Source organism: Sphingomonas sp. ASY06-1R (genome assembly GCF_052180265.1).
In the GTDB taxonomy this organism is placed as follows: Bacteria; Pseudomonadota; Alphaproteobacteria; order Sphingomonadales; family Sphingomonadaceae; genus Sphingomonas_I.
This window is the reverse complement of sequence record NZ_CP197464.1, coordinates 1787036-1805154: the sequence shown is the minus strand read 5'-3', so window position 1 is coordinate 1805154 and position 18119 is coordinate 1787036. Positions and strand designations below refer to the sequence as shown.

Here is an 18119-nt window from a genome sequence, read left to right as displayed (position 1 = left end):
ACAAAAAAAGGGCGGCGAAACCGCCGCCCTTTCCTTCGCGAATGTCGCCGCTCAGGAAGCCGCCGCGTTCGCGGTCGTGGGATGATCGAGGTGGATCACCCAGAAATCGGCGATCGGCTTACGCGCGCCGGTCACGGCGGCGAAAGCGGCCTTTGCACCGGCGGTATCGCCGGCCAGGGCCAGCGCCCAGCCCATATGCAGGTTGACCAGACCGGCATCGACGCCACTCTTGGTCAGCGCGACCTTATAAAGGTCCACCGCCTGCTGATATTGGCCATAGCCGACATAGGCATCCGCGGTGCTGATCGCGCCCTTCGGGCTGGCGGATGCGCGCGACGACTTGTCGGTTGCAGGCAGTGAAGCCTTGTCCGCCGCGACCTTGCCCTTGACGATACCCATCACGTCGGAGGCATCGCTCTTGCCGGTCAGGTTGACGATACCCTTGGTATTGCCTTCCTGCAGGACCTGCATGGCCTCATTGGGGAAGCGCAGATAGACCAGGTCGGCATATTCGCGATAATCGGCGTCGCCGGACAGCACGCCCGCCGCACGCATCAGGCGGAACACGTCGATACGGGCGTCATTGTCGAGCTTGAACTGCTCCTGATAGATTTGAAGCGCGGCGCTCCAATTCTTCTTCTGCGGATCGGCGGCAACCCACTGCTTGCTGATTTCCAGCGTCGCATTGTTGATCGCCGGAATGTCGGTCGGGTTTGCCTTGGCACGATAGCCGATGGCGATCCCGCGCTGGAACCACTCGATCGGCACCGGCTGGTTGGCGGCCCGCTGCTTGGTGATGCCGGCATCAAGCGTCTTCAGTGCCTGCAGCGTCTGGCCGCTGGCAGCATAGGCCTCGACCATCATCGGGACGATATCGGAATCGGGCGCGCCGGCGGCCTGTGCCGCCTGCAGAGCGGTCAGCGCCTTGGGATAATCCCGCTTATTATAGGCGATCTGGCCCTGCGCGACGAGCAGCTTGGCCTGCGTCTCCGGTGGCGCCTTGCCGCTGGACACCATCAGGTCGATCGCTTCGCCCTGAAGCGCGTCGTCCTTGTTCTTCTGATAGATGGAATAGCCGATCTGACCGACCATGAACTTGTCGTCGTCATTGACGATCGCCGCCTTGGCCGTGTTGTAATTGGTCAACGCGGTCGGGATGTCGCCCGCCTCCGCGGCCTTCTGCGCTTCGAACGCAGCCTTGTGCACGGCGGGGGTCGCCTTGCTCGCGGCTGCTTTCTCTTCCTTCTTTGCAGCATAGCTGGGCGCGGCCACGAGCGCGCCGCCGAGCGCGAGCGCTACGGCCATGGTGGATACGATCCTCATCTGCGTCATCTCCCACTGGCCGGAGTCGAGAAGCTCCGGCAAAAGCTTTGGCGCTTGCTAATAGCGCCTTTCGGTTGGGGCAAGCTGAACGGCATAAACCGGCAACCGGTGCAGGTTGCGATTGCCTGCCCAAGGTGGCCAAGGTAAACCCACATCATGATCCGGCGCCTCTTTATCGATCACCCCGAAAGCGTGGGTGAAAGCTATGCTGAACATCTGCAGGTTGCGGGCAGCTTTGGCGTGGCCATGCTGGTCGGTGCGCTGGGCTGCTTCGTTCATGCACTGGTGCCGGCTCTGTGCAAGCGCACCGGCAGCACGACGGTAAAGCAGCTCCACGCCCGTCTGACGCGGGATCCGGAGCGCGACGGCAAGCGTCCGGATTTCGAAATCTAAGCACGCTGGTTTGGTACCCGCGCGATGGTGCGGGGTAGTTTTATCGACGCGTGATGCTTAAGGTGGGTTGCACGGCCGCGCGCCGCCTCATCAACCGAACGGAACAACTTCTTGGCCACGACCCCGCCTGTCATCGACGGCAGCGACATCTCTCCCATCAACATCGTCGACGAAATGAAGTCGAGCTATCTCGACTATGCCATGTCGGTCATCGTCGCGCGCGCTCTGCCGGATGTCCGTGACGGCCTGAAGCCGGTTCATCGCCGCATTCTTTATGCGAGCCAGGAAGGCGGCTTCGTTCCCGGCCGTCCTTATCGCAAGTCCGCCAAGATCGTCGGCGACGTGATGGGCAATTACCATCCGCACGGCGATTCCTCCATCTACATGGCACTTGCGCGCATGGCCCAGGATTGGGCGATGCGGGTCATGCTGGTCGACGGCCAGGGCAATTTCGGATCGATGGACCCGGATATGCCGGCGTCGATGCGCTACACCGAAGCGCGCCTGTCCAAGGCGGCGATGGCGCTGCTGGAAGATATCGAAAAAGACACGGTCGATTTCGGACCGAATTACGATGGCTCGCGGGAGGAACCACTGGTCCTCCCGGCCCGCTTCCCCAATCTGTTGGTCAACGGCGCCGGCGGCATCGCCGTCGGCATGGCCACCAACATCCCGCCGCATAATCTGGGCGAGGTCATCATTGCCTGCAAGGCGATGATCGATCGGATGGTCAATGATGGCGATCGCATCACAGACGAAGAGTTGATGGAGATCGTGCCCGCTCCCGATTTCCCGACCGGCGCGCTGATTCTTGGCCGCAGCGGTGCGCGCAGCGCCTATACCACCGGGCGCGGCTCGATCATCATGCGGTCGCGCTATGTGATCGAGGAAGGCCGCGGCGATCGGCAGTCGATCGTGCTGACCGAAATTCCCTATCAGGTCGGCAAGGCCGGTCTGGTCGAGGGTATCGCCGAGGCCGCCAAGGACAAGCGGATCGAGGGCGTTTCCGACATTCGGGACGAATCGAACCGGTTCGGCGTGCGAATCGTGATCGATCTGAAACGCGACGCCACGCCCGAGGTCGTGCTCAACCAGCTGTGGCGCCATACCCAGGCGCAGACCAGCTTCCCGGCCAACATGCTCGCGCTCCGCGGCGGCCGGCCGGAAGTGCTGTCGCTGCGCGACATTCTCGAAGCGTTCATCAGCTTCCGGGAAGAAGTCATCACCCGCCGGTCCAAGTTCGAGCTGCTGAAGGCGCGCGAACGGGCACACGTCTTGCTCGGCCTGGTGGTCGCCGTCACCAACCTCGACGAGGTGGTGAAGATCATCCGCGGTTCCGCCTCGCCCGTTGAGGCCCGCGCTGCCCTGTCGGCCCGCGATTGGCCGATTGCCGAGATCGCCCAATATATTCGGCTGGTCGAGGCGGTCGAGGCCGAGATCGAAGGCGACACGTATCGCCTGTCCGATTTTCAGGTTCGCGCCATCCTGGACCTCCGCCTCCATCGCCTGACCGGGCTTGGTCGGGATGAAATCGGCGGCGAGCTGGAGCAGCTTGCCCAATCGATCGGCGAACTACTGGAAATTCTGGGCAACCGCCGCCGCCTGTTCGAGGTGATGGAAGAAGAGCTCGATGCCATCTCCGCCGCCTTCGCGACGCCGCGCCGGTCCGAGATTGCGGCCGCGGCCGACGGGATCGACGACGAAGATTTGATCGAGCGTGAAGACATGGTCGTGACGGTCACGATCGGCGGTTACATCAAGCGCACGCCACTCCAGACGTTCCGAACCCAGAATAAGGGCGGCAAGGGCCGCTCCGGCATGGGCACGAAGGAAGAGGATGCGATCGCCAAGCTGTTCGTCACCTCGACGCACACGCCGGTCCTGTTCTTCTCCACCCATGGCAAGGTCTACCGCATGAAGGTGTGGCGTCTGCCGGAAGGTGCGCCGCAGGCGCGTGGCCGGCCGATGATCAACCTGCTGCCATTGGCCGAGGGAGAGAAAATCTCGACCGTCCTGCCGCTGCCCGAGAATGAGGCGGAGTGGGGCAAGCTTCACGTCATGTTCGCGACGGCGAAGGGCAGCGTGCGGCGCAATTCGATGGACGCGTTCGCCAATATCCGCTCTTCCGGCAAGATCGCGATGCGGTTCGAAGAAGGTTCGGACGACCGCCTGATCGGCGTTTCGCTGCTGACCGAACAGGATGATGTCCTGCTCGCCACCCGCAACGGCCGCGCCATCCGCTTCGCATCGACCGATGTCCGGGAATTCCAGAGCCGCGATTCGACTGGCGTGCGCGGCGCGCGGCTGACCGGCGACGACGAAGTCATCTCGCTGTCCGTGCTGCGCGGGTTCGAGGCGACGCCGCAGGAGCGTGAGGATTATCTGAAGGCCGCGCCCTGGAAGGAAGGCGACCGGGAGATCACGCTCAGTGCCGATCGCATGGCTGAGTTCGAGGCGGCGGAGGAATTCATCCTCACCGTTACCGCCAACGGTTATGGCAAGCGCACCTCTGCCTACGAATATCGCCGCACCAACCGTGGCGGTCAGGGCATCACGAATATCGTCTCATCGGATCGCAACGGCCCGGTCGTGGCGAGCTTCCCCGCCCACAATGGCGAGCAGCTTATGCTTGTATCGGATCAGGCAAAGCTGATCCGGACCTCCGTCGGCGATATTCGTGTCATCGGCCGAAACACGCAGGGCGTCATCATCTTCCGGGTCGCGGACAACGAACATGTCGTTTCCGCCGCCCGGATCGAAGAGAATGAGGACGAGGCCGAAGACGATGTGCGCAGCGAGATCGAGCAGATTTCGCCCGAGATCGATCCGCAGGTCGATGCCGATACGAGCGAAGATCTGTCCGATGGCGGCGAATCCGACAACGAGACGGAATAGGAAAATGCCCGTGCCCGAGACGATCGGTTATAAAGTCCTTACCGCCGACCAGCTTTCGGCGCTGGAACAGGATGGCAGCTTCGCAGGCTCCCCGGTCGATCTGGAAGACGGGTATATCCATCTGTCCACGGCAGATCAGCTGGAGGAGACGCTCCGAAAGCATTATGCCGGACAGGACGGGCTTCAGCTGGTTGCGATCGACCTCGACGCGCTGGGCGATGCCGTGAAGTGGGAGCCGTCGCGTGGCGGCGCGCTCTTCCCCCATATCTATGGTCCGATCACGCTGGACGTCGTGGTCGCCTATAGCGCGCTGGAATATGAGCCCGACGGATCGATCCGGCTCCCCATCACCGGCTGAAACTGTGAAGGGGCCGGCATATCAGCCGGCCGCGCCCGTCCCACCCGGCTCACGATTGCGCTCCATTCGGGCGACCCGGATCCATTCGAACAGGACGAAGGCGATGCCGATGATGCCGATGACCGCCGCAAAGCGGAACATCGTCGCATAGCCATAATCCTGAATGCGTTCACCAAAAGCGGCGCGGCCAAGCGCACCGATCAGCATCGTCAGCGAAGACAGAAGCGCATATTGCACGGCGCTATGCTGCTTCGACGTGATCGAGGACAGATACGCGACATAGGCTCCCCCGGCCAATCCGCTGCACGTATTCTCGATCCCGATTGTCACAAGTAGCCGGTTCATGCGCAGGTCGAACCCGAAAACCCCGGTCATGCGATCGATCGCGAACATGTGCGAGAAAGCGTCCAGCCACGCCCCGCCCGCAGCCAGATCCGCATAGAGCAGATTGGCGAGCGCCGTGATGATGGCGCCGACCAGCAACGTCGGCAGCCGCCCGATCGTGGCGAAGAGGACGCCACCCAGCGCGGTGCCGACGATCAGCATGACGATGCCGAACACCTTCGAGGCGAACGCGACCTCCTCGTTCGTGTAATGCATATATTGCAGGTAGAAGGGATAGGCGAACGGGCCCCAAATCGACTCGCACAGGCGATAGGTCAGGATCAGGCCGAACACGATGATCGCGCCCCAGCGCAGGCGTTCGATCAATTCCCCCAATGGCAGGACCAGTGCGCGATACAGCCGGTCTGCGCCCCGGCTCAGCCGGCCGGTCGGGTCCGCTTCCCCGTCATGCGCAACTTGGCCGTTGAGCCAGGCCGCGACGATCGCCGGTATCAGGATCGTCGCGATGACGATCCAGGGCCCGTAATTGCTCGTGAATTTCACTGCCGATACGGGTTTTCCGTCAGCGTCGGGGCCATGCAGCGCCTTGACCATGAAAGCCGCTAGCGTGGCGATCGCCCAGATCCATCCGGCGCCAACCACCAGCAGGCCGATCGTGCGCTCCCGCCTGTTCGGCACGTTGAACCCTGCGAGCGGCACGACATTCTGGCCCTCGGGCGACGGCGTATCCGGCGCCGCAACGGTCGCGAGCATGCAGAGCGCCATCAGTCCGCCCATGATCGCGTAGACCGACTGCCACGTCGTCTGCGCGGCCAGCACCAACGCAAACGCTCCTCCGACCAGCGCGGCGATGCGGAAGCCGAACTGATAGATGGATGACAGGATTTCGACGGTCGCGCGCTCATCGGCGACGTCGACACGCCAGGCGTCGAGCGCGATATTCTGCGTCGCAGAGAGGAATGCGCCGAGCACTGCCAGCCCGGCGACACCGCCCAAAGAGACGGCCGGGTCCATCGTGGCCAGCAACAGGAAGCACAAGACCAGCAGGCCCTGGCACAGGAAGATCCAGCTCCTCCGCCTTCCGAAGCGCGCCAATAAGGGCGGCCGCACCTGATCGACCAGCGGCGACCAGAGGAATTGGAAGCCGTATGCGAGCCCGATCCACGACAGGATGCCGATGGTGGCGAGGCTGACCTTGGCCTCCCCAAGCCACGCGTTCAATGTGCCGATCAAAAGCGTGAAAGGCAGGCCTGCCGAAAAACCGAAGGCCAGCATCAGCGCCGTCTTGCGATCGCTCAACGCGCTCCGCAGCAACGCCAGGCCGCCAATCTTTCCCGCCACTCGCCCTCACCCTTGACTGTTCGCACGATGCTTAGCGCAAAAGTGGCGTCAGGGAAGCCGCCCGCCCGCCGATCGCCCTGACCAACCCGGCGCGGGATCGCCCCCTCAGTCGGTGAACAGGGTAAAGGTCTTGGGAATGCGCTTCGGGACGCGGCCGGACAGCTTGGCGTCCACGCTGTCGATGGCAGAGATAAGATCGCGTTGGCTATAGGGCTTGGACAGCACGCCCACCGCCAGCGTGCGCGCATCGGGCGGAGAACCACCCGTGACGAAGATTAGCGGCACCCCCCGCGACTGGGCGGCCCGCGCGACATCCTGCCCGCTGCCGCCGTCCGATAGATTCACATCGGCCAGGACAAGATGCACGTCATCGTCCATCGCCTTGATTGCATTGGGAACTGTATCGACCGTCGCGACGATTTCGTAGCCGGCTTCACGCAGCGAATGTTCGTTGTCGAACGCGACGAGGGGCTCATCCTCCACGATAAGAATGCGTTTCACTGTCCGTTCACGCTTTCCGAACAACATGCGCCCTCACTTGCTGCAGGCTTGACGACCCGCCCCTTTGCCCCGACCAGCATGCCCATTGGGAGAGCATGTGTGGCCAAGCGAATAACGATCTACATCCTCGCCGCGATGATCTTGGGAATCGTCGTCGGTTTCGGTCTTAATCAGACGATCACTGATCCATCCGCTACCGCAACGATCACGGATGGGCTTTCGATCCTGACTGGATTGTTCCTCAAGCTGATAAAGATGATCATCGCGCCGCTTGTGTTCGCGACGTTGGTCGGTGGCATCGCCCATATGGGGGATCGTTCCGCGCTGGGCCGCATGGGGGCGCGCACGATCGGCTGGTTCCTGCTGGCCAGCCTCGTCTCGATCACCCTTGGTCTCATGTTCGTCAACGTCATTCGACCGGGCGTCGGCCTGGGTCTTCCCCTGCCGCCGGTGAACGAGGCGAACGGCGTCGCGCAGGCGCATTTCGTGCTGAAGGAATTCATTCTCGATCTCGTGCCGAGCTCGATCTTCGACGCCTTGGCCAAGAATGCGATCCTGCAGATCGTGATCTTCGCAACCTTCGCCGGCGTGGCATGCACCGCCATCGGCGAGAAGGCTGAGCCGATCGTGAAGGCGATGGATTCACTCGCGCAGCTGATGCTGACGATCACCGATTATGTCATGCGACTGGCGCCGGTCGCGGTCTTTGCCGCCGTGACCAGCGCGGTGTTCAAGGAAGGCCTCGGCATCCTGTGGACCTTTGGCTATTTCATGGGCGGCTTCTATCTGGCGCTCGCGGTTTTGTGGGCGATCCTGTTCGGCGTGGCCGTCGTGGCGGTCGGCGCCGGGCGTGCGAAGGACCTGTTCCGCTTCATTCGCGCACCATTTCTGATCGCCTTTTCGACCGCATCTTCCGAGGCTGCATTCCCGCGCACGCTGGAGGCGCTGGAAGAATTCGGCGTGCCGCCGCGCGTGGCAGGCTTCGTCTTGCCGCTGGGCTATTCGTTCAATCTCGACGGTTCGATGATGTATTGCAGCTTCGCGACGATGTTCATCGCGCAGGCCTACGGCATCCATCTCAGCTTCACCCAACAGGCCACGATGCTGTTGCTGCTGATGGTGACGTCCAAGGGCATTGCCAGCGTGCCGCGGGCCAGCCTGGTCGTGATCTCGTCCACGCTTGCCACCTTCCACATTCCGGAAGCGGGGCTGCTGCTGATCCTCGCGGTCGATCAGTTTCTGGATATGGGGCGAACCGGTACCAACGTCATCGGCAATGCGGTTGCCTCCACGCTCGTCGCCAAATGGGAAGGTGTGCTGGGCGAATCCAAGCCGGCGACAGCGACCGCCGCAACCTAGATCAGGGGGCCGTGCCCCATGCCATCGGGGCCGGCCCCATTGCCAAGAAGCGATCGTACAGCAGGCGCGCGACCTCGGCGATGCTCCGATCGCGTTCCCATTCGGACCGCATGCCCTTGGCGAAGATCGCCAGCGCAAGCCGATGTCCGTTCGGCAGACTGATGATGCCAACGTCGTCGGACACCCCTGCGAGCGTACCGGTTTTGTGCGCGACCGGCGTTCCCGGTGGCAACAGCGCCTTGATACGATGCGCGCCGGTAACGCAGCGCGTCATGACCTCGAACAGATAATTCGTGCTTTGCGGGCTGAGCAAGGCGCCTTGCTGCAGCTTGGCCAGCAACGCCACCATCGCCGCCGGCGTCGACGTATCGCGGGCATCCCCGATGAAGGCGGGATTGACTTCGCCATCGTCGGTGAAGCTTGTCGATTGCGCCACGTCCTGCGGCGTGAGCGGCAGATTGGCAATGATCTTGCCGGTGCGGCTGCGGTCATCCAGCACCAGCCGCGCGATCGTCCGGTCCATGCGCTGTCCGCGAATGCCGGCGCGCGCCAGCCACGCATTGACGGCCGCGGTGCCGCCCACTTCCTTCAACAATATGTCGGCCGCGCCATTGTCGCTGCGGATCAGCATCAGCTCGATCAGTCGTCCGGCGCGAATCACGGTCCGGCCGCGACTATAGAGTTGATCGAGATGGAAGCGGCCGCGATCCACGCCGTCCAGATAGGCGCCCGCAATCGCAATCTTGACGGTGCTGGCCATGGGAAAGGGATCGCGGCCCGCAAAGGCGAACGTCTCGCCCGTATCCAGATTGGTCGCCGCGATACCGATCCGGCCGGTCCCGCTGCTGGCGATGGCGGCCAGCTGCTGCGATAGCGCAGAGGATGCGGTGGTCGCGAATCCGGAGCGTAGAGGCAGTTGCGCCTGGGTTGGTGCGGCCAATGCCGTGAGGCCGATAAGGGCCCCGATCATCTGCCGCATCAACACTGCCATCTGCATACTCCGCAACGCGATCCGCACCTGAGAATCCTTTAATCGGATCGGCTGCAAGCTTTTTGTGGGAACGGTGCGCCGCGATGGTCTAGAAGCGCGACGTGTCTCAGCCCCCATCCGACGATAAACCCGCCCCCCGCCCCGGCCGCGAGCCGCAGCGCATCGCCAAATTACTGGCCCGCGCCGGCGTCGCTTCGCGCCGTGAAATCGAGCGCATGATCGAGGCCCGCCGCATCGCGATCGATGGCAAGCTGATCGAAACGCCCGCCACGATCGTGACGTCGTTGCAGGGCGTCACGGTTGATGGCCAGTCGGTCGCGGCACCCAGCGCTGCCCGCTTGTTCCTCTATCATAAACCCGCTGGTTTGCTGACGGCGGAGCGCGACCCCAAGGGCCGCCCGACCATCTACGACAAATTGCCCAGCGATCTGCCACGCGTCATTCCGGTCGGCCGCCTGGATCTGAATACCGAAGGGCTGTTGTTGCTGACCACGGACGGGGAATTGAAGCGCCAGCTGGAGCTGCCGTCGGTCGGGGTTGAGCGCGCCTATCGCGCGCGCGCGTATGGCAATGTCAGCCAAACCCAGCTCGAGGATCTGATCGAAGGCATCGAAATTGACGGCGTGCGCTACGGCTCGATCGACGCCAATCTGGAACGCCGCACCGGCGCCAATGTCTGGGTCGAGATGCGGCTGCGCGAAGGGAAGAATCGCGAAGTTCGCCGCGTGCTGGAGCATCTGGGTCTGCAGGTCAGCCGGCTCATCCGCACCGCCTATGGCCCGTTCATTCTGGACGATCTACCTCCGGGCGAGGTCGGAGAGGTGCGCCAGCACGATCTGGCCAACTTCCTCGCGACCCTGAAGAAGCCGGAAGGCGGTCCGAAGTCGGGGCCCAAGCCACCACGACCGCCCCGCGTATCGACTGCTCCCGCGCCCCTGCCAGGCGGTCGACGTGGACGTCCACAACGGCGGAGCGGCCCTGCTCCTGTCAAACCGCGGACCTGATCCATGCGCATCATCGCAGGCAAATGGCGCGGGCGCGTATTGCGGGCGCCATCGGGCGAAACCACCCGGCCGACGGCGGATCGCACGCGGGAAGCCTTGTTCTCCATCCTCACCAGCCGGATCGGATCGTTCGAGGGTTTGAACGTGGCCGACATTTTCGCCGGCACCGGTGCCCTGGGGCTGGAGGCGATCTCCCGCGGAGCCGCATATTGCACCTTCGTCGATCATGACCGCGACGCTATCAAAGCGCTCAAAGCCAACGTCGCCATGCTCGGGGCCCCGGGCGAGGTCATCGCCAGCCCGGTCGCCTCGCTGGGGCCGTCGCGTCGCGCCTATGATCTGCTGTTATTTGATCCGCCTTATGGCAGCGGCGGTGCGGGCGCCCTTATCGAACGCCTGACGCGCCTGGGCTGGGCCGGCGCGTCCGCTTGGGCGACCGTGGAGACGCACAAGCAGGAAAGCGTCGCCGCCGAAGGGTGGACGCTGGAGGCGGAGCGCACCTACGGCTTGGCTAAACTTTCCGTGCTCGCCCGGACACAAGCAGCGCAATCAGACTGATCAGCGCCGCACCGCTGCAATATAAACCCACCAGTGAAAGACCGCCGCGCGCCGCCAGTGCCTGCGCCACGAGCGGCGTGAGGCCGCCACCCAGCACGCCCGCCACATTGAAGGCCATCGATACGCCTGTGTAGCGCACCCGCGCCGGAAACAGGCTCGGCAGCCAGGACCCAAGCGGGCCGTAGACAAAGCCCATCATCGTCAATGCCAGCGCCAGAAACACAAATACCAGCAGCAGCGAGCCCGATCCCATCAGCGGTGCCATCAGCAAGCCGCCCAGCATGGTCGCAACGCAGCCCAGCATCAGCACGCGGCGCTCGTCGAAATGGAGATCGGCCAGCCACGCCGAGGCATAGATGCCCCCCGCCATGAACAGGATCGCGCCCAGCTGGACCGCCAGAAACTGTTCCATGCTGTAGCCCAGCGTCTTCGTTCCATAGCCCAGCGCGAAAGCGGTCGCGACGTAATACAGTGCAAAACAGGCGATCGCGCCGACGGTCCCGGTCGCCAGCGCCCCGAAATGGCGCGTGACCAGCTCTCCCAATGGCACGGCCGGCGGCGGCGCTTCCGCCAGCGATGCGGCAAATTCGGGGGTTTCGACGAGCTTGAGCCGGATCCACAGACCAACGCCCACCAGCAAGGCCGACAGCGCGAACGGTACGCGCCAGCCCCAGTCGTGGAATTGCTGTGGTGTCAGCACCGCGCCCAGGATGAGGAAAAGTCCGTTGGCGGCGATGAAACCGGCCGGGGCGCCAAGCTGCGGAAACATGCCGTAGCGGGCGCGCTTGCCCGGCGGCGCATTCTCCACCGCGAGCAAGGCCGCCCCGCCCCACTCGCCGCCCAGCCCAAACCCTTGGCCGAAACGCAGCACGCATAGCATCAGCGCCGCGATCCAGCCCGCGCTGAGATAGGTGGGAAGGCAGGCCACCAGCGTTGTCGATATACCCATTGTCAGCAGCGAAGCGACCAGAGTGGATTTACGGCCGACGCGGTCGCCGAAATGACCGAAGAAGATCGAACCCAGCGGGCGGGCGACAAAGGCAACGCCGATTGTGGCGAACGACAACATCTGTTGCGCAGTGTGGGACGCCTGGGGAAAGAAGAGCTGCCCAAACACCAAGGCCGCAGCCGTGGTGTAGACGTAGAAATCGTAAAATTCGATGCCGGTCCCGACGAGGCTGGCGATCAGCACCCGGCGTGTCGAAGGCGGTGCCTTGGCTGCCATATCCCCACTCCCGCGGCGATTTGATGCCGCAGCAGTGGGGATTGGCGGCACGGGCGGCGGCGGTCAACCGCGCGCCCGTGCTTTCTTCAGTTAACGGCGACGACGCGCATGCTTCGTCGCGGTACCGCCGCGCTGCACGCAGTGATCGGTCACGCTGCGCGAGCAGGACGGGTAGCTGGACATGTCAGCCGTCGTCGGCTGCGGCATTGCATTTGCGGTGCCGGCTGCCGGCGCCGTTGCCGAGGGATCGGCTGCAGGTGCGGCCGCATCGGCGGGCATCGGTGCCGTGGCCGGAGCGGCCGCATCGGCGGGGGCGGCAGCGTCAGCCGGCGCGGTCTGCGGGCTCATGCTGCTGTCGGTCGTGGCCGGCGCCGCGGTATCGGGCGTAGTGGTTTGCGCGATTGCGGCGGTGCCGACGATCAGCGAAGCTGCGATCAGAAAAGTGGCCTTCATGGGATGACTCCTTGCTATCCGGGTCGTGAGACCCGTCGCCCGCACCTTCCGGGTGCGGGGCGGCAAGGCAGGTACGGCGCTGCCGCCGGAAAGTTCCGCCTCCGAAGCGATCTGTCGCGGGAAAGGGCCCGTCGGCGGCCTTTCTCTGACCAGCCGAACGGATTTGTACGGAATGCGGTTGCGGGACGTGCGACGCAGGCGGAAGCCCCACCCGTATCATTATGCCGTTACCGTCAACGGGTTGAAGCAGCCATTAGCCTGCGTTGCGGAGGCGGCCGCCCAATGCGCGGAGCCGGATGCAGTTTTGTGCGGTCGCTGCATTGTGGACCGTTTTTGTAGCGGCGGACCAATTTCATACTGTCCACCCGTGGCGTCGTCCTTGGCACAGGCCGGTAACGGTTGCCCCGGCGCACGCCGTTCCCTACCTGTTCGCTTGTGAGTCTTCCCGCCCCCTCCCCCAACGACCCGCCCTATCTCCGCGGATTGAATGAACCCCAGCGTGAGGCGGTCCTGACCACCGATGGCCCGGTGCTGGTGCTGGCGGGTGCAGGTACGGGCAAGACGGCGGCGCTGACAGCGCGACTGGCGCATCTGATCGCCACGCGGCGTGCGTGGCCGAGCGAGATCCTCGCGGTGACCTTCACCAACAAGGCGGCGCGCGAGATGCGCGAGCGCGTCGGGCGGATCATGGGCGAAGCGGTCGAGGGGATGCCCTGGCTCGGCACCTTCCATTCGGTCGCGGCCAAGATGCTGCGGCGGCACGCGGAGCTGGTGGGACTGCAGAGCAATTTCACGATCCTCGACACGGACGATCAGCTACGCCTGCTCAAACAGCTGATCATCGCCGCCGAGCTCGACGAGAAACGTTGGACGGCACGCGCGCTCGCCGGGCTGATCGACCGCTGGAAGAACCGGGGCTGGACGCCCGCCGAGATCGACGCGGCCGAAAGCGAAGCCTTCGCCAATGGCCGTGGCCAGGAGCTCTACGCGGCGTACCAGACGCGGCTGAAAGCGGTGAACGCCTGCGATTTCGGCGATCTTTTGCTGCACATGCTGGTAATCCTGAAGACGCACCGCGACGTCCTGGAAAGCTATCAGCAGCGTTTCCGCTACATATTGGTCGACGAATATCAGGACACCAATGCCAGCCAGTATCTGTGGCTGCGGCTGCTCGCGCAGGAGCGCAAGAATATCTGCTGCGTCGGCGACGACGATCAGTCCATCTATTCGTGGCGCGGCGCCGAGGTCGCCAACATCCTTCGCTTCGAGCGCGATTTCCCCGGCGCCAAGGTGATCAAGCTCGAACAGAATTATCGCTCCACCCCGCACATCCTCGCCGCGGCATCGGGCGTGATCGCGCATAATGGCGGGCGGCTCGGCAAGACCTTGTGGACCGAGGAGGAAGCCGGCGAGAAGGTGCGCGTGATCGGCATCTGGGACGGGCCGGAGGAAGCGCGCCGCGTTGGCGAGGAGATTGAAAGCGCGCAGCGCAGCGGCACGACGATCGACAAGGTTGCGATCCTGGTGCGCGCGCAGTTCCAGACCCGTGAGTTCGAGGACCGCTTCATCGCGATCGGCATGCCCTACCGCATCGTCGGCGGCTTCCGCTTCTATGAGCGCGCCGAGATCCGCGACGCGCTTGCCTATCTGCGCGTCATCGCTCAACCAGCTGATGATCTGGCGTTCGAGCGGATCGTCAACACGCCCAAGCGCGGCATCGGCGACAAGGCGGTGACCAAGCTGCACCAATTGGCGCGCGCGGAAGGCCTCCCCCTCACGCACGCCGCCGCGCGTATCCTCGACACGGACGAGTTGACCCCGCAGGCACGGCGCGCGCTCGGCAATCTGATCGGCGATATCGCGCGCTGGCGCGCCAAGCTGGGCGATCTGCCCCATGCCGAGCTCGCGCGGATCATGCTCGACGAGAGCGGCTATACTGCGATGCTGCAGGCGGAGCGCTCGACCGAGGCTGCAGGACGGCTGGAGAACCTGACCGAGCTGGCGCGCGCGATGGAGGAATATGAGACGCTGGGCGCGTTCCTGGAGCATGTCAGTCTCGTCATGGACAATGAGGCCAATGCCGACGAGGCGAAGGTGACGATCATGACGATCCACGCCGCCAAAGGCCTGGAATATGATACGGTCTTCCTGGTCGGCTGGGAGGAAGGCGTGTTCCCGTCGCAGCGCGCGCTCGACGAGGGCGGCACCGCCTCCCTCGAAGAGGAGCGGCGGCTGGCCTATGTCGCGATTACGCGCGCGCGGCGCCGCGCCTTCATCCTGCATGCCGCCAACCGGCGCATCTATGGCCAGTGGACGTCGTCCATCCCCTCCCGCTTCGTCAACGAACTGCCTGACGAGCATATCGAGAGCGAGACGACGATGAGCGGCGGCGAAAGCCTGTGGCGCGCGCAATGGAGCGAGCAGGCCGACCCGTTCGCGCACGTCGCGCGCGCACAGACGCGCGGGCCCGGCTGGCAACGCGCGGTAGGCAAGCCGCTGGATATGAGCCCGACGCGGCTGGCGGAGGTGAAGTCGAGCGCAGCGTCGTTCGCGGCCAAACCGCGGGCGGACATCGCGCTGGGACAGCGCGTGTTTCATTCCAAGTTTGGGTACGGCCTGATCGCGGAGATTGAGGGCAACAAGCTGGAGATCGACTTCGAGCATTCCGGTCGGAAGCGAGTGCTGGATAGTTTTGTGCAGGTGGGGTGATTACGCTCTTACCCGACATTTCGTGTCAAAGTGGCAAGGGGGCGGCGCCCGATGATCAGGCTCGGCTCGGCAAGATCTCTCCCTAACCATGGGACGACGCGCGTGGTGCGCGTCGCTGCGAAGGATCCGTTGTGATGCTCGGTATCGCAAGCACCGTGCTTTTCACGCTATCGCAGGGCCCAGTTGCCGAACAAGCGTCCGCCTGCCCCTTTCTTCCGCAATATCGGGGGTTGCAGGCCGCCATTGACAAAGCTCCCGCTGCATCTGCGCTCCGCTCGTTATATCGCTATGCGCGTGATCCGGCGAACGATAACCCCGTCGCCTGCGAGGCCATCGAGCTGGATCGCCAGATCGCCGAGCGGGAACGCACGCTGATCGCCGTGATAAGCCCCGCGGGATGGCGACTTCCACCGACGGCGATATTCCATTGCGCGACGCCAGACACCAAAACCACGCGGTGCGACGGGATCGTCGCGGATGGGACCGCGCAGCCCGACGCGATTCGGATCAGGCCGCCTTCGCCGATCACCGCACCGGTAACCGCACGCCTGTCCAACAGCCTGCCGGACGCCCGGCTCATCGGACTATATCATACAACGCTAGCGGATGTGGTCGCAGCGCGGCCGGTCAAACGGCTGAAGGCCGCCAATATGATCAGGCTTATGCCGGGATCCGGCGACCGCCTATTGATCGCGCTGTTTACCGCGCCCGCGCCGTATAAAGTCAGGAAATTCGTCTGGTATTATTGATGGCCGTTCGCAGGGGCGGCCTCACGCGGCGCGATATCCGCGCACGATGCTTGCACCGATGATCCCGCCGGAAACCAGCACAAGCAGGCATAGCTGCAGCTCGAACAATCCCCAGCTAAAGGGGAGAAAGATATCGTTGCGAAGGAAGGCCCAGGCGTAGCCGGGATGACGGGGATCGACATAAGCCGTTACCTGCGGCTGAGTCTGCAGACGTGCCACTTCCGCGTCCATGCGTGCTGCTGTCGGTATCAAACCGAACCGGACAGCTTCCGCGCTGCCGCGATAAAGTCTTCCGCCAATCCTGTAGCGGAAATCGCAGTTGAGCTGATCGTGGCCAGTCCGGCCAGCGCGATAATAACGATGCTCGCAATCCACCAGGCGCGCCGGCACCGGCCGCAGTGAAGTCATTCCGAGCTGCGCCACGACATTCGCCGGCTGATTGGAGATGCCGAACAGGCAGATGCCACCCGCCACCAGCGCAGCCAGCCCCTGCCCCGCCAGCCGCCGCCGCACAAGATTGCGACGATGGTGGTTGATCGGTTCGAGGTATCCCGTCGCCGGATCGGGCGCGAGATCGGCCCGGCGATAGGGGATATCGGAGGGATCGAGGCGGACGATGGCGATCGCCATGAGGATGAACAACCCGAGAAGACACAGCCATAAGGGCGGAGGCGTAACCCAACGTTCGTCCATCAGCGCGGCATCCGCAGGATCGTCGCGCGACACTCTCGCCCGTCGCGCCGGATGCGTCCTGAAATCGGCTAACACCCGGTCAAGCCGCGCGGATGTGAGAAACGGATCGTTGCGGCTCCACGCCACATCCTCCGCGGCATAACGCTTGCCCCCAACCGCGTAGATGAAGCGGCAGACGACTTCAGACCGCTTGCGGGTGCCATTCCTACGGGGCGTGCAGGATGCGATGGAAGCGGGAACCGTAACCGCATCGTCTGTCCCGAACGGCACGGACTCGGCGAACTTTGGCGACAGGATGAGGCACAGGAAAACCACTGGCCCGGCCATAGCGAGCATCACCAGAAGGACGTTAAGGACACGCCTGATACGATCGACACCGCGCGACATGGCAATCACAGGCCGGACTGGAACAAGGCGTAGCTGCCTTTACGATGCATATATGACCTTGTCGCGCACGTATCAGCCGAGCACCTTCGCCCGTTTTTTCTCCGCGGCCTGTTCATCTTCCTCGAACCAGCGGAGATAAGTGCCGTCGTCATCCCAGTCGATGATACGGCCGTCCTTGATAATGATGCTGATCAGCGTCTCTGCACCCGTCGCGATCTTCACCTCCGCAAACCGCGCCGCAAACTCGTCGTTGATATGGATCGCGTTGATGCGGCTCTTGGCATAGGCGGCCTCCGGATCGGTGATGCCGAACTCGCGTAGATGCGCCTCCAGCGATGTCTCACCATCCTCGGGTTCGACGCCATAATCGGCGACTTGAAACGAGAAATTCGCTTCGTCCCACAACATGTCCTTCACCCCCGGCAAATGTTCGGGGCCGAGATTGAGGACGTCCGTGATCGTCGCCGCCATCTTCTCGGTCAGAACGGGTTCGGCGCCAGCAGCAGGAAACAGCACGACCGGGATGTTGTCGGCAAATAACGGGACATGGGGCGTGAATTCTCCCAGGCCATTGCTGTCCCAGACGATCGTGTCTTCGATGTGACCCGCACGCATGCAAAACTCTCCGCTAATGTACCAGTGGCGACAGAATAGCCCCGCTCGTAGTGCAAGCAAGGCGCGCCGAAGCACCGGCCGCCTAGTTGTTAGCTGCCGCCAGCGAACGAGCCCGCCGGCGGCAGCGATGCCCAGCACTGCATCATCCTGATGACAGACTCCGGCGTGGACGTCGCGAGCATCCCGAAAATGCGCGGCTGAGCGTGCATTATGAGCGTAA

16 protein-coding genes are annotated in these 18119 nt (G+C 63.7%); 8 read left to right on the top strand and 8 right to left on the bottom strand.

Features of this window, described 5'->3' with window-relative positions; genetic code table 11:
- Positions 1-51 precede the first annotated feature (51 nt).
- Entirely contained in the window at positions 52-1305 is a 1254-nt protein-coding gene (locus tag ACSBM8_RS08760) for a hypothetical protein (protein ID WP_442681240.1), read from the bottom strand.
- A gap of 174 nt (positions 1306-1479) precedes the next feature.
- Here ACSBM8_RS08760 and ACSBM8_RS08755 point away from each other — a divergent pair, with 174 nt between their 5' ends.
- The 3 genes from ACSBM8_RS08755 to ACSBM8_RS08745 all read left to right on the top strand — a co-directional run bounded on the left by ACSBM8_RS08755 (position 1480) and on the right by ACSBM8_RS08745 (position 4969).
- Positions 1480-1716, top strand: coding sequence for a DUF6356 family protein (locus tag ACSBM8_RS08755; protein ID WP_442681239.1), 237 nt, complete (start codon positions 1480-1482; stop codon positions 1714-1716).
- 111 nt (positions 1717-1827) lie between these two features.
- Positions 1828-4611: a DNA gyrase subunit A gene (gene gyrA, locus ACSBM8_RS08750; RefSeq protein WP_442681238.1), complete on the top strand. Its 2784-nt coding sequence runs from the start codon at positions 1828-1830 to the stop codon at positions 4609-4611.
- Positions 4612-4621: 10 nt separating this feature from the next.
- On the top strand, positions 4622-4969 hold the full coding sequence (locus tag ACSBM8_RS08745) for a DUF952 domain-containing protein (protein WP_442681237.1): 348 nt from the start codon (positions 4622-4624) through the stop codon (positions 4967-4969).
- Between the two features lie 21 nt (positions 4970-4990).
- Here ACSBM8_RS08745 and ACSBM8_RS08740 read toward each other — a convergent pair whose 3' ends face one another.
- Together ACSBM8_RS08740 and ACSBM8_RS08735 are read right to left on the bottom strand one after the other, a co-directional pair.
- Positions 4991-6655: an AmpG family muropeptide MFS transporter gene (locus ACSBM8_RS08740; protein ID WP_442681236.1), complete on the bottom strand. Its 1665-nt coding sequence runs from the start codon at positions 6653-6655 to the stop codon at positions 4991-4993.
- 105 nt (positions 6656-6760) lie between these two features.
- Positions 6761-7156: a response regulator gene (locus ACSBM8_RS08735; RefSeq protein WP_442681235.1), complete on the bottom strand. Its 396-nt coding sequence runs from the start codon at positions 7154-7156 to the stop codon at positions 6761-6763.
- 99 nt (positions 7157-7255) lie between these two features.
- Between ACSBM8_RS08735 and ACSBM8_RS08730 the strand changes: the two genes are divergently transcribed.
- Positions 7256-8515: a dicarboxylate/amino acid:cation symporter gene (locus tag ACSBM8_RS08730; RefSeq protein ID WP_442681234.1), complete on the top strand. Its 1260-nt coding sequence runs from the start codon at positions 7256-7258 to the stop codon at positions 8513-8515.
- Between the two features lies 1 nt (position 8516).
- Here the strand turns inward: ACSBM8_RS08730 and ACSBM8_RS08725 are convergent, their stop codons facing one another.
- Complete coding sequence (locus tag ACSBM8_RS08725; RefSeq protein WP_442681233.1) at positions 8517-9506, bottom strand: serine hydrolase; 990 nt, start codon at positions 9504-9506, stop codon at positions 8517-8519.
- A 101-nt stretch (positions 9507-9607) separates the two neighbouring features.
- On the opposite strand from ACSBM8_RS08725, the gene ACSBM8_RS08720 reads away from it, so the two are divergent.
- Both ACSBM8_RS08720 and rsmD read left to right on the top strand, forming a co-directional pair.
- Entirely contained in the window at positions 9608-10510 is a 903-nt protein-coding gene (locus ACSBM8_RS08720; protein WP_442681232.1) for a pseudouridine synthase, read from the top strand.
- A gap of 3 nt (positions 10511-10513) precedes the next feature.
- The gene (gene rsmD, locus ACSBM8_RS08715) at positions 10514-11068 is read left to right on the top strand and encodes a 16S rRNA (guanine(966)-N(2))-methyltransferase RsmD (RefSeq protein ID WP_442681231.1); all 555 of its coding nucleotides are present in this window, start codon (positions 10514-10516) and stop codon (positions 11066-11068) included.
- Here rsmD and ACSBM8_RS08710 read toward each other — a convergent pair.
- A complete protein-coding gene (locus tag ACSBM8_RS08710; protein ID WP_442681230.1) occupies positions 11022-12293 on the bottom strand; it encodes an MFS transporter in 1272 nt (423 codons plus the stop codon). The two genes, rsmD and ACSBM8_RS08710, sit on opposite strands and share 47 nt — an antisense overlap.
- Before the next feature lie 90 nt (positions 12294-12383).
- Positions 12384-12746 carry a hypothetical protein gene (locus ACSBM8_RS08705; protein ID WP_442681229.1) on the bottom strand — a complete coding sequence of 121 codons (363 nt, stop codon included), beginning with the start codon at positions 12744-12746 and terminating at the stop codon, positions 12384-12386.
- A gap of 435 nt (positions 12747-13181) precedes the next feature.
- On the opposite strand from ACSBM8_RS08705, the gene ACSBM8_RS08700 reads away from it, so the two are divergent.
- Both ACSBM8_RS08700 and ACSBM8_RS08695 read left to right on the top strand, forming a co-directional pair.
- Positions 13182-15455 (top strand): ATP-dependent helicase, encoded by a 2274-nt coding sequence (locus tag ACSBM8_RS08700; protein WP_442681228.1) that lies wholly within the window; start codon positions 13182-13184, stop codon positions 15453-15455.
- Between the two features lie 134 nt (positions 15456-15589).
- Positions 15590-16204: a hypothetical protein gene (locus tag ACSBM8_RS08695; protein WP_442681227.1), complete on the top strand. Its 615-nt coding sequence runs from the start codon at positions 15590-15592 to the stop codon at positions 16202-16204.
- 21 nt (positions 16205-16225) lie between these two features.
- Here ACSBM8_RS08695 and ACSBM8_RS08690 read toward each other — a convergent pair whose 3' ends face one another.
- Positions 16226-17224, bottom strand: a complete 999-nt coding sequence (locus ACSBM8_RS08690) for a DUF3592 domain-containing protein (RefSeq protein ID WP_442681226.1) — start codon at positions 17222-17224, stop codon at positions 16226-16228.
- Positions 17225-17356: 132 nt separating this feature from the next.
- Positions 17357-18037, bottom strand: a complete 681-nt coding sequence (locus tag ACSBM8_RS08685) for a hypothetical protein (protein WP_442681225.1) — start codon at positions 18035-18037, stop codon at positions 17357-17359.
- Positions 18038-18119 lie beyond the last annotated feature (82 nt).

Bases quoted from the DNA above. Each gene is read 5' to 3' on its own strand.
- ACSBM8_RS08760 (WP_442681240.1), bottom strand. From the start codon at position 1,305: ATGGCCGTAGCGCTCGCGCTCGGCGGCGCGCTCGTGGCCGCGCCCAGC.
- ACSBM8_RS08755 (WP_442681239.1), top strand. From the start codon at position 1,480: ATGATCCGGCGCCTCTTTATCGATCACCCCGAAAGCGTGGGTGAAAGC.
- ACSBM8_RS08725 (WP_442681233.1), bottom strand. From the start codon at position 9,506: ATGGCAGTGTTGATGCGGCAGATGATCGGGGCCCTTATCGGCCTCACG.
- rsmD (WP_442681231.1), top strand. From the start codon at position 10,514: ATGCGCATCATCGCAGGCAAATGGCGCGGGCGCGTATTGCGGGCGCCA.
- ACSBM8_RS08710 (WP_442681230.1), bottom strand. From the start codon at position 12,293: ATGGCAGCCAAGGCACCGCCTTCGACACGCCGGGTGCTGATCGCCAGC.
- ACSBM8_RS08705 (WP_442681229.1), bottom strand. From the start codon at position 12,746: ATGAAGGCCACTTTTCTGATCGCAGCTTCGCTGATCGTCGGCACCGCC.
- ACSBM8_RS08695 (WP_442681227.1), top strand. From the start codon at position 15,590: ATGCTCGGTATCGCAAGCACCGTGCTTTTCACGCTATCGCAGGGCCCA.
- ACSBM8_RS08690 (WP_442681226.1), bottom strand. From the start codon at position 17,224: ATGGCCGGGCCAGTGGTTTTCCTGTGCCTCATCCTGTCGCCAAAGTTC.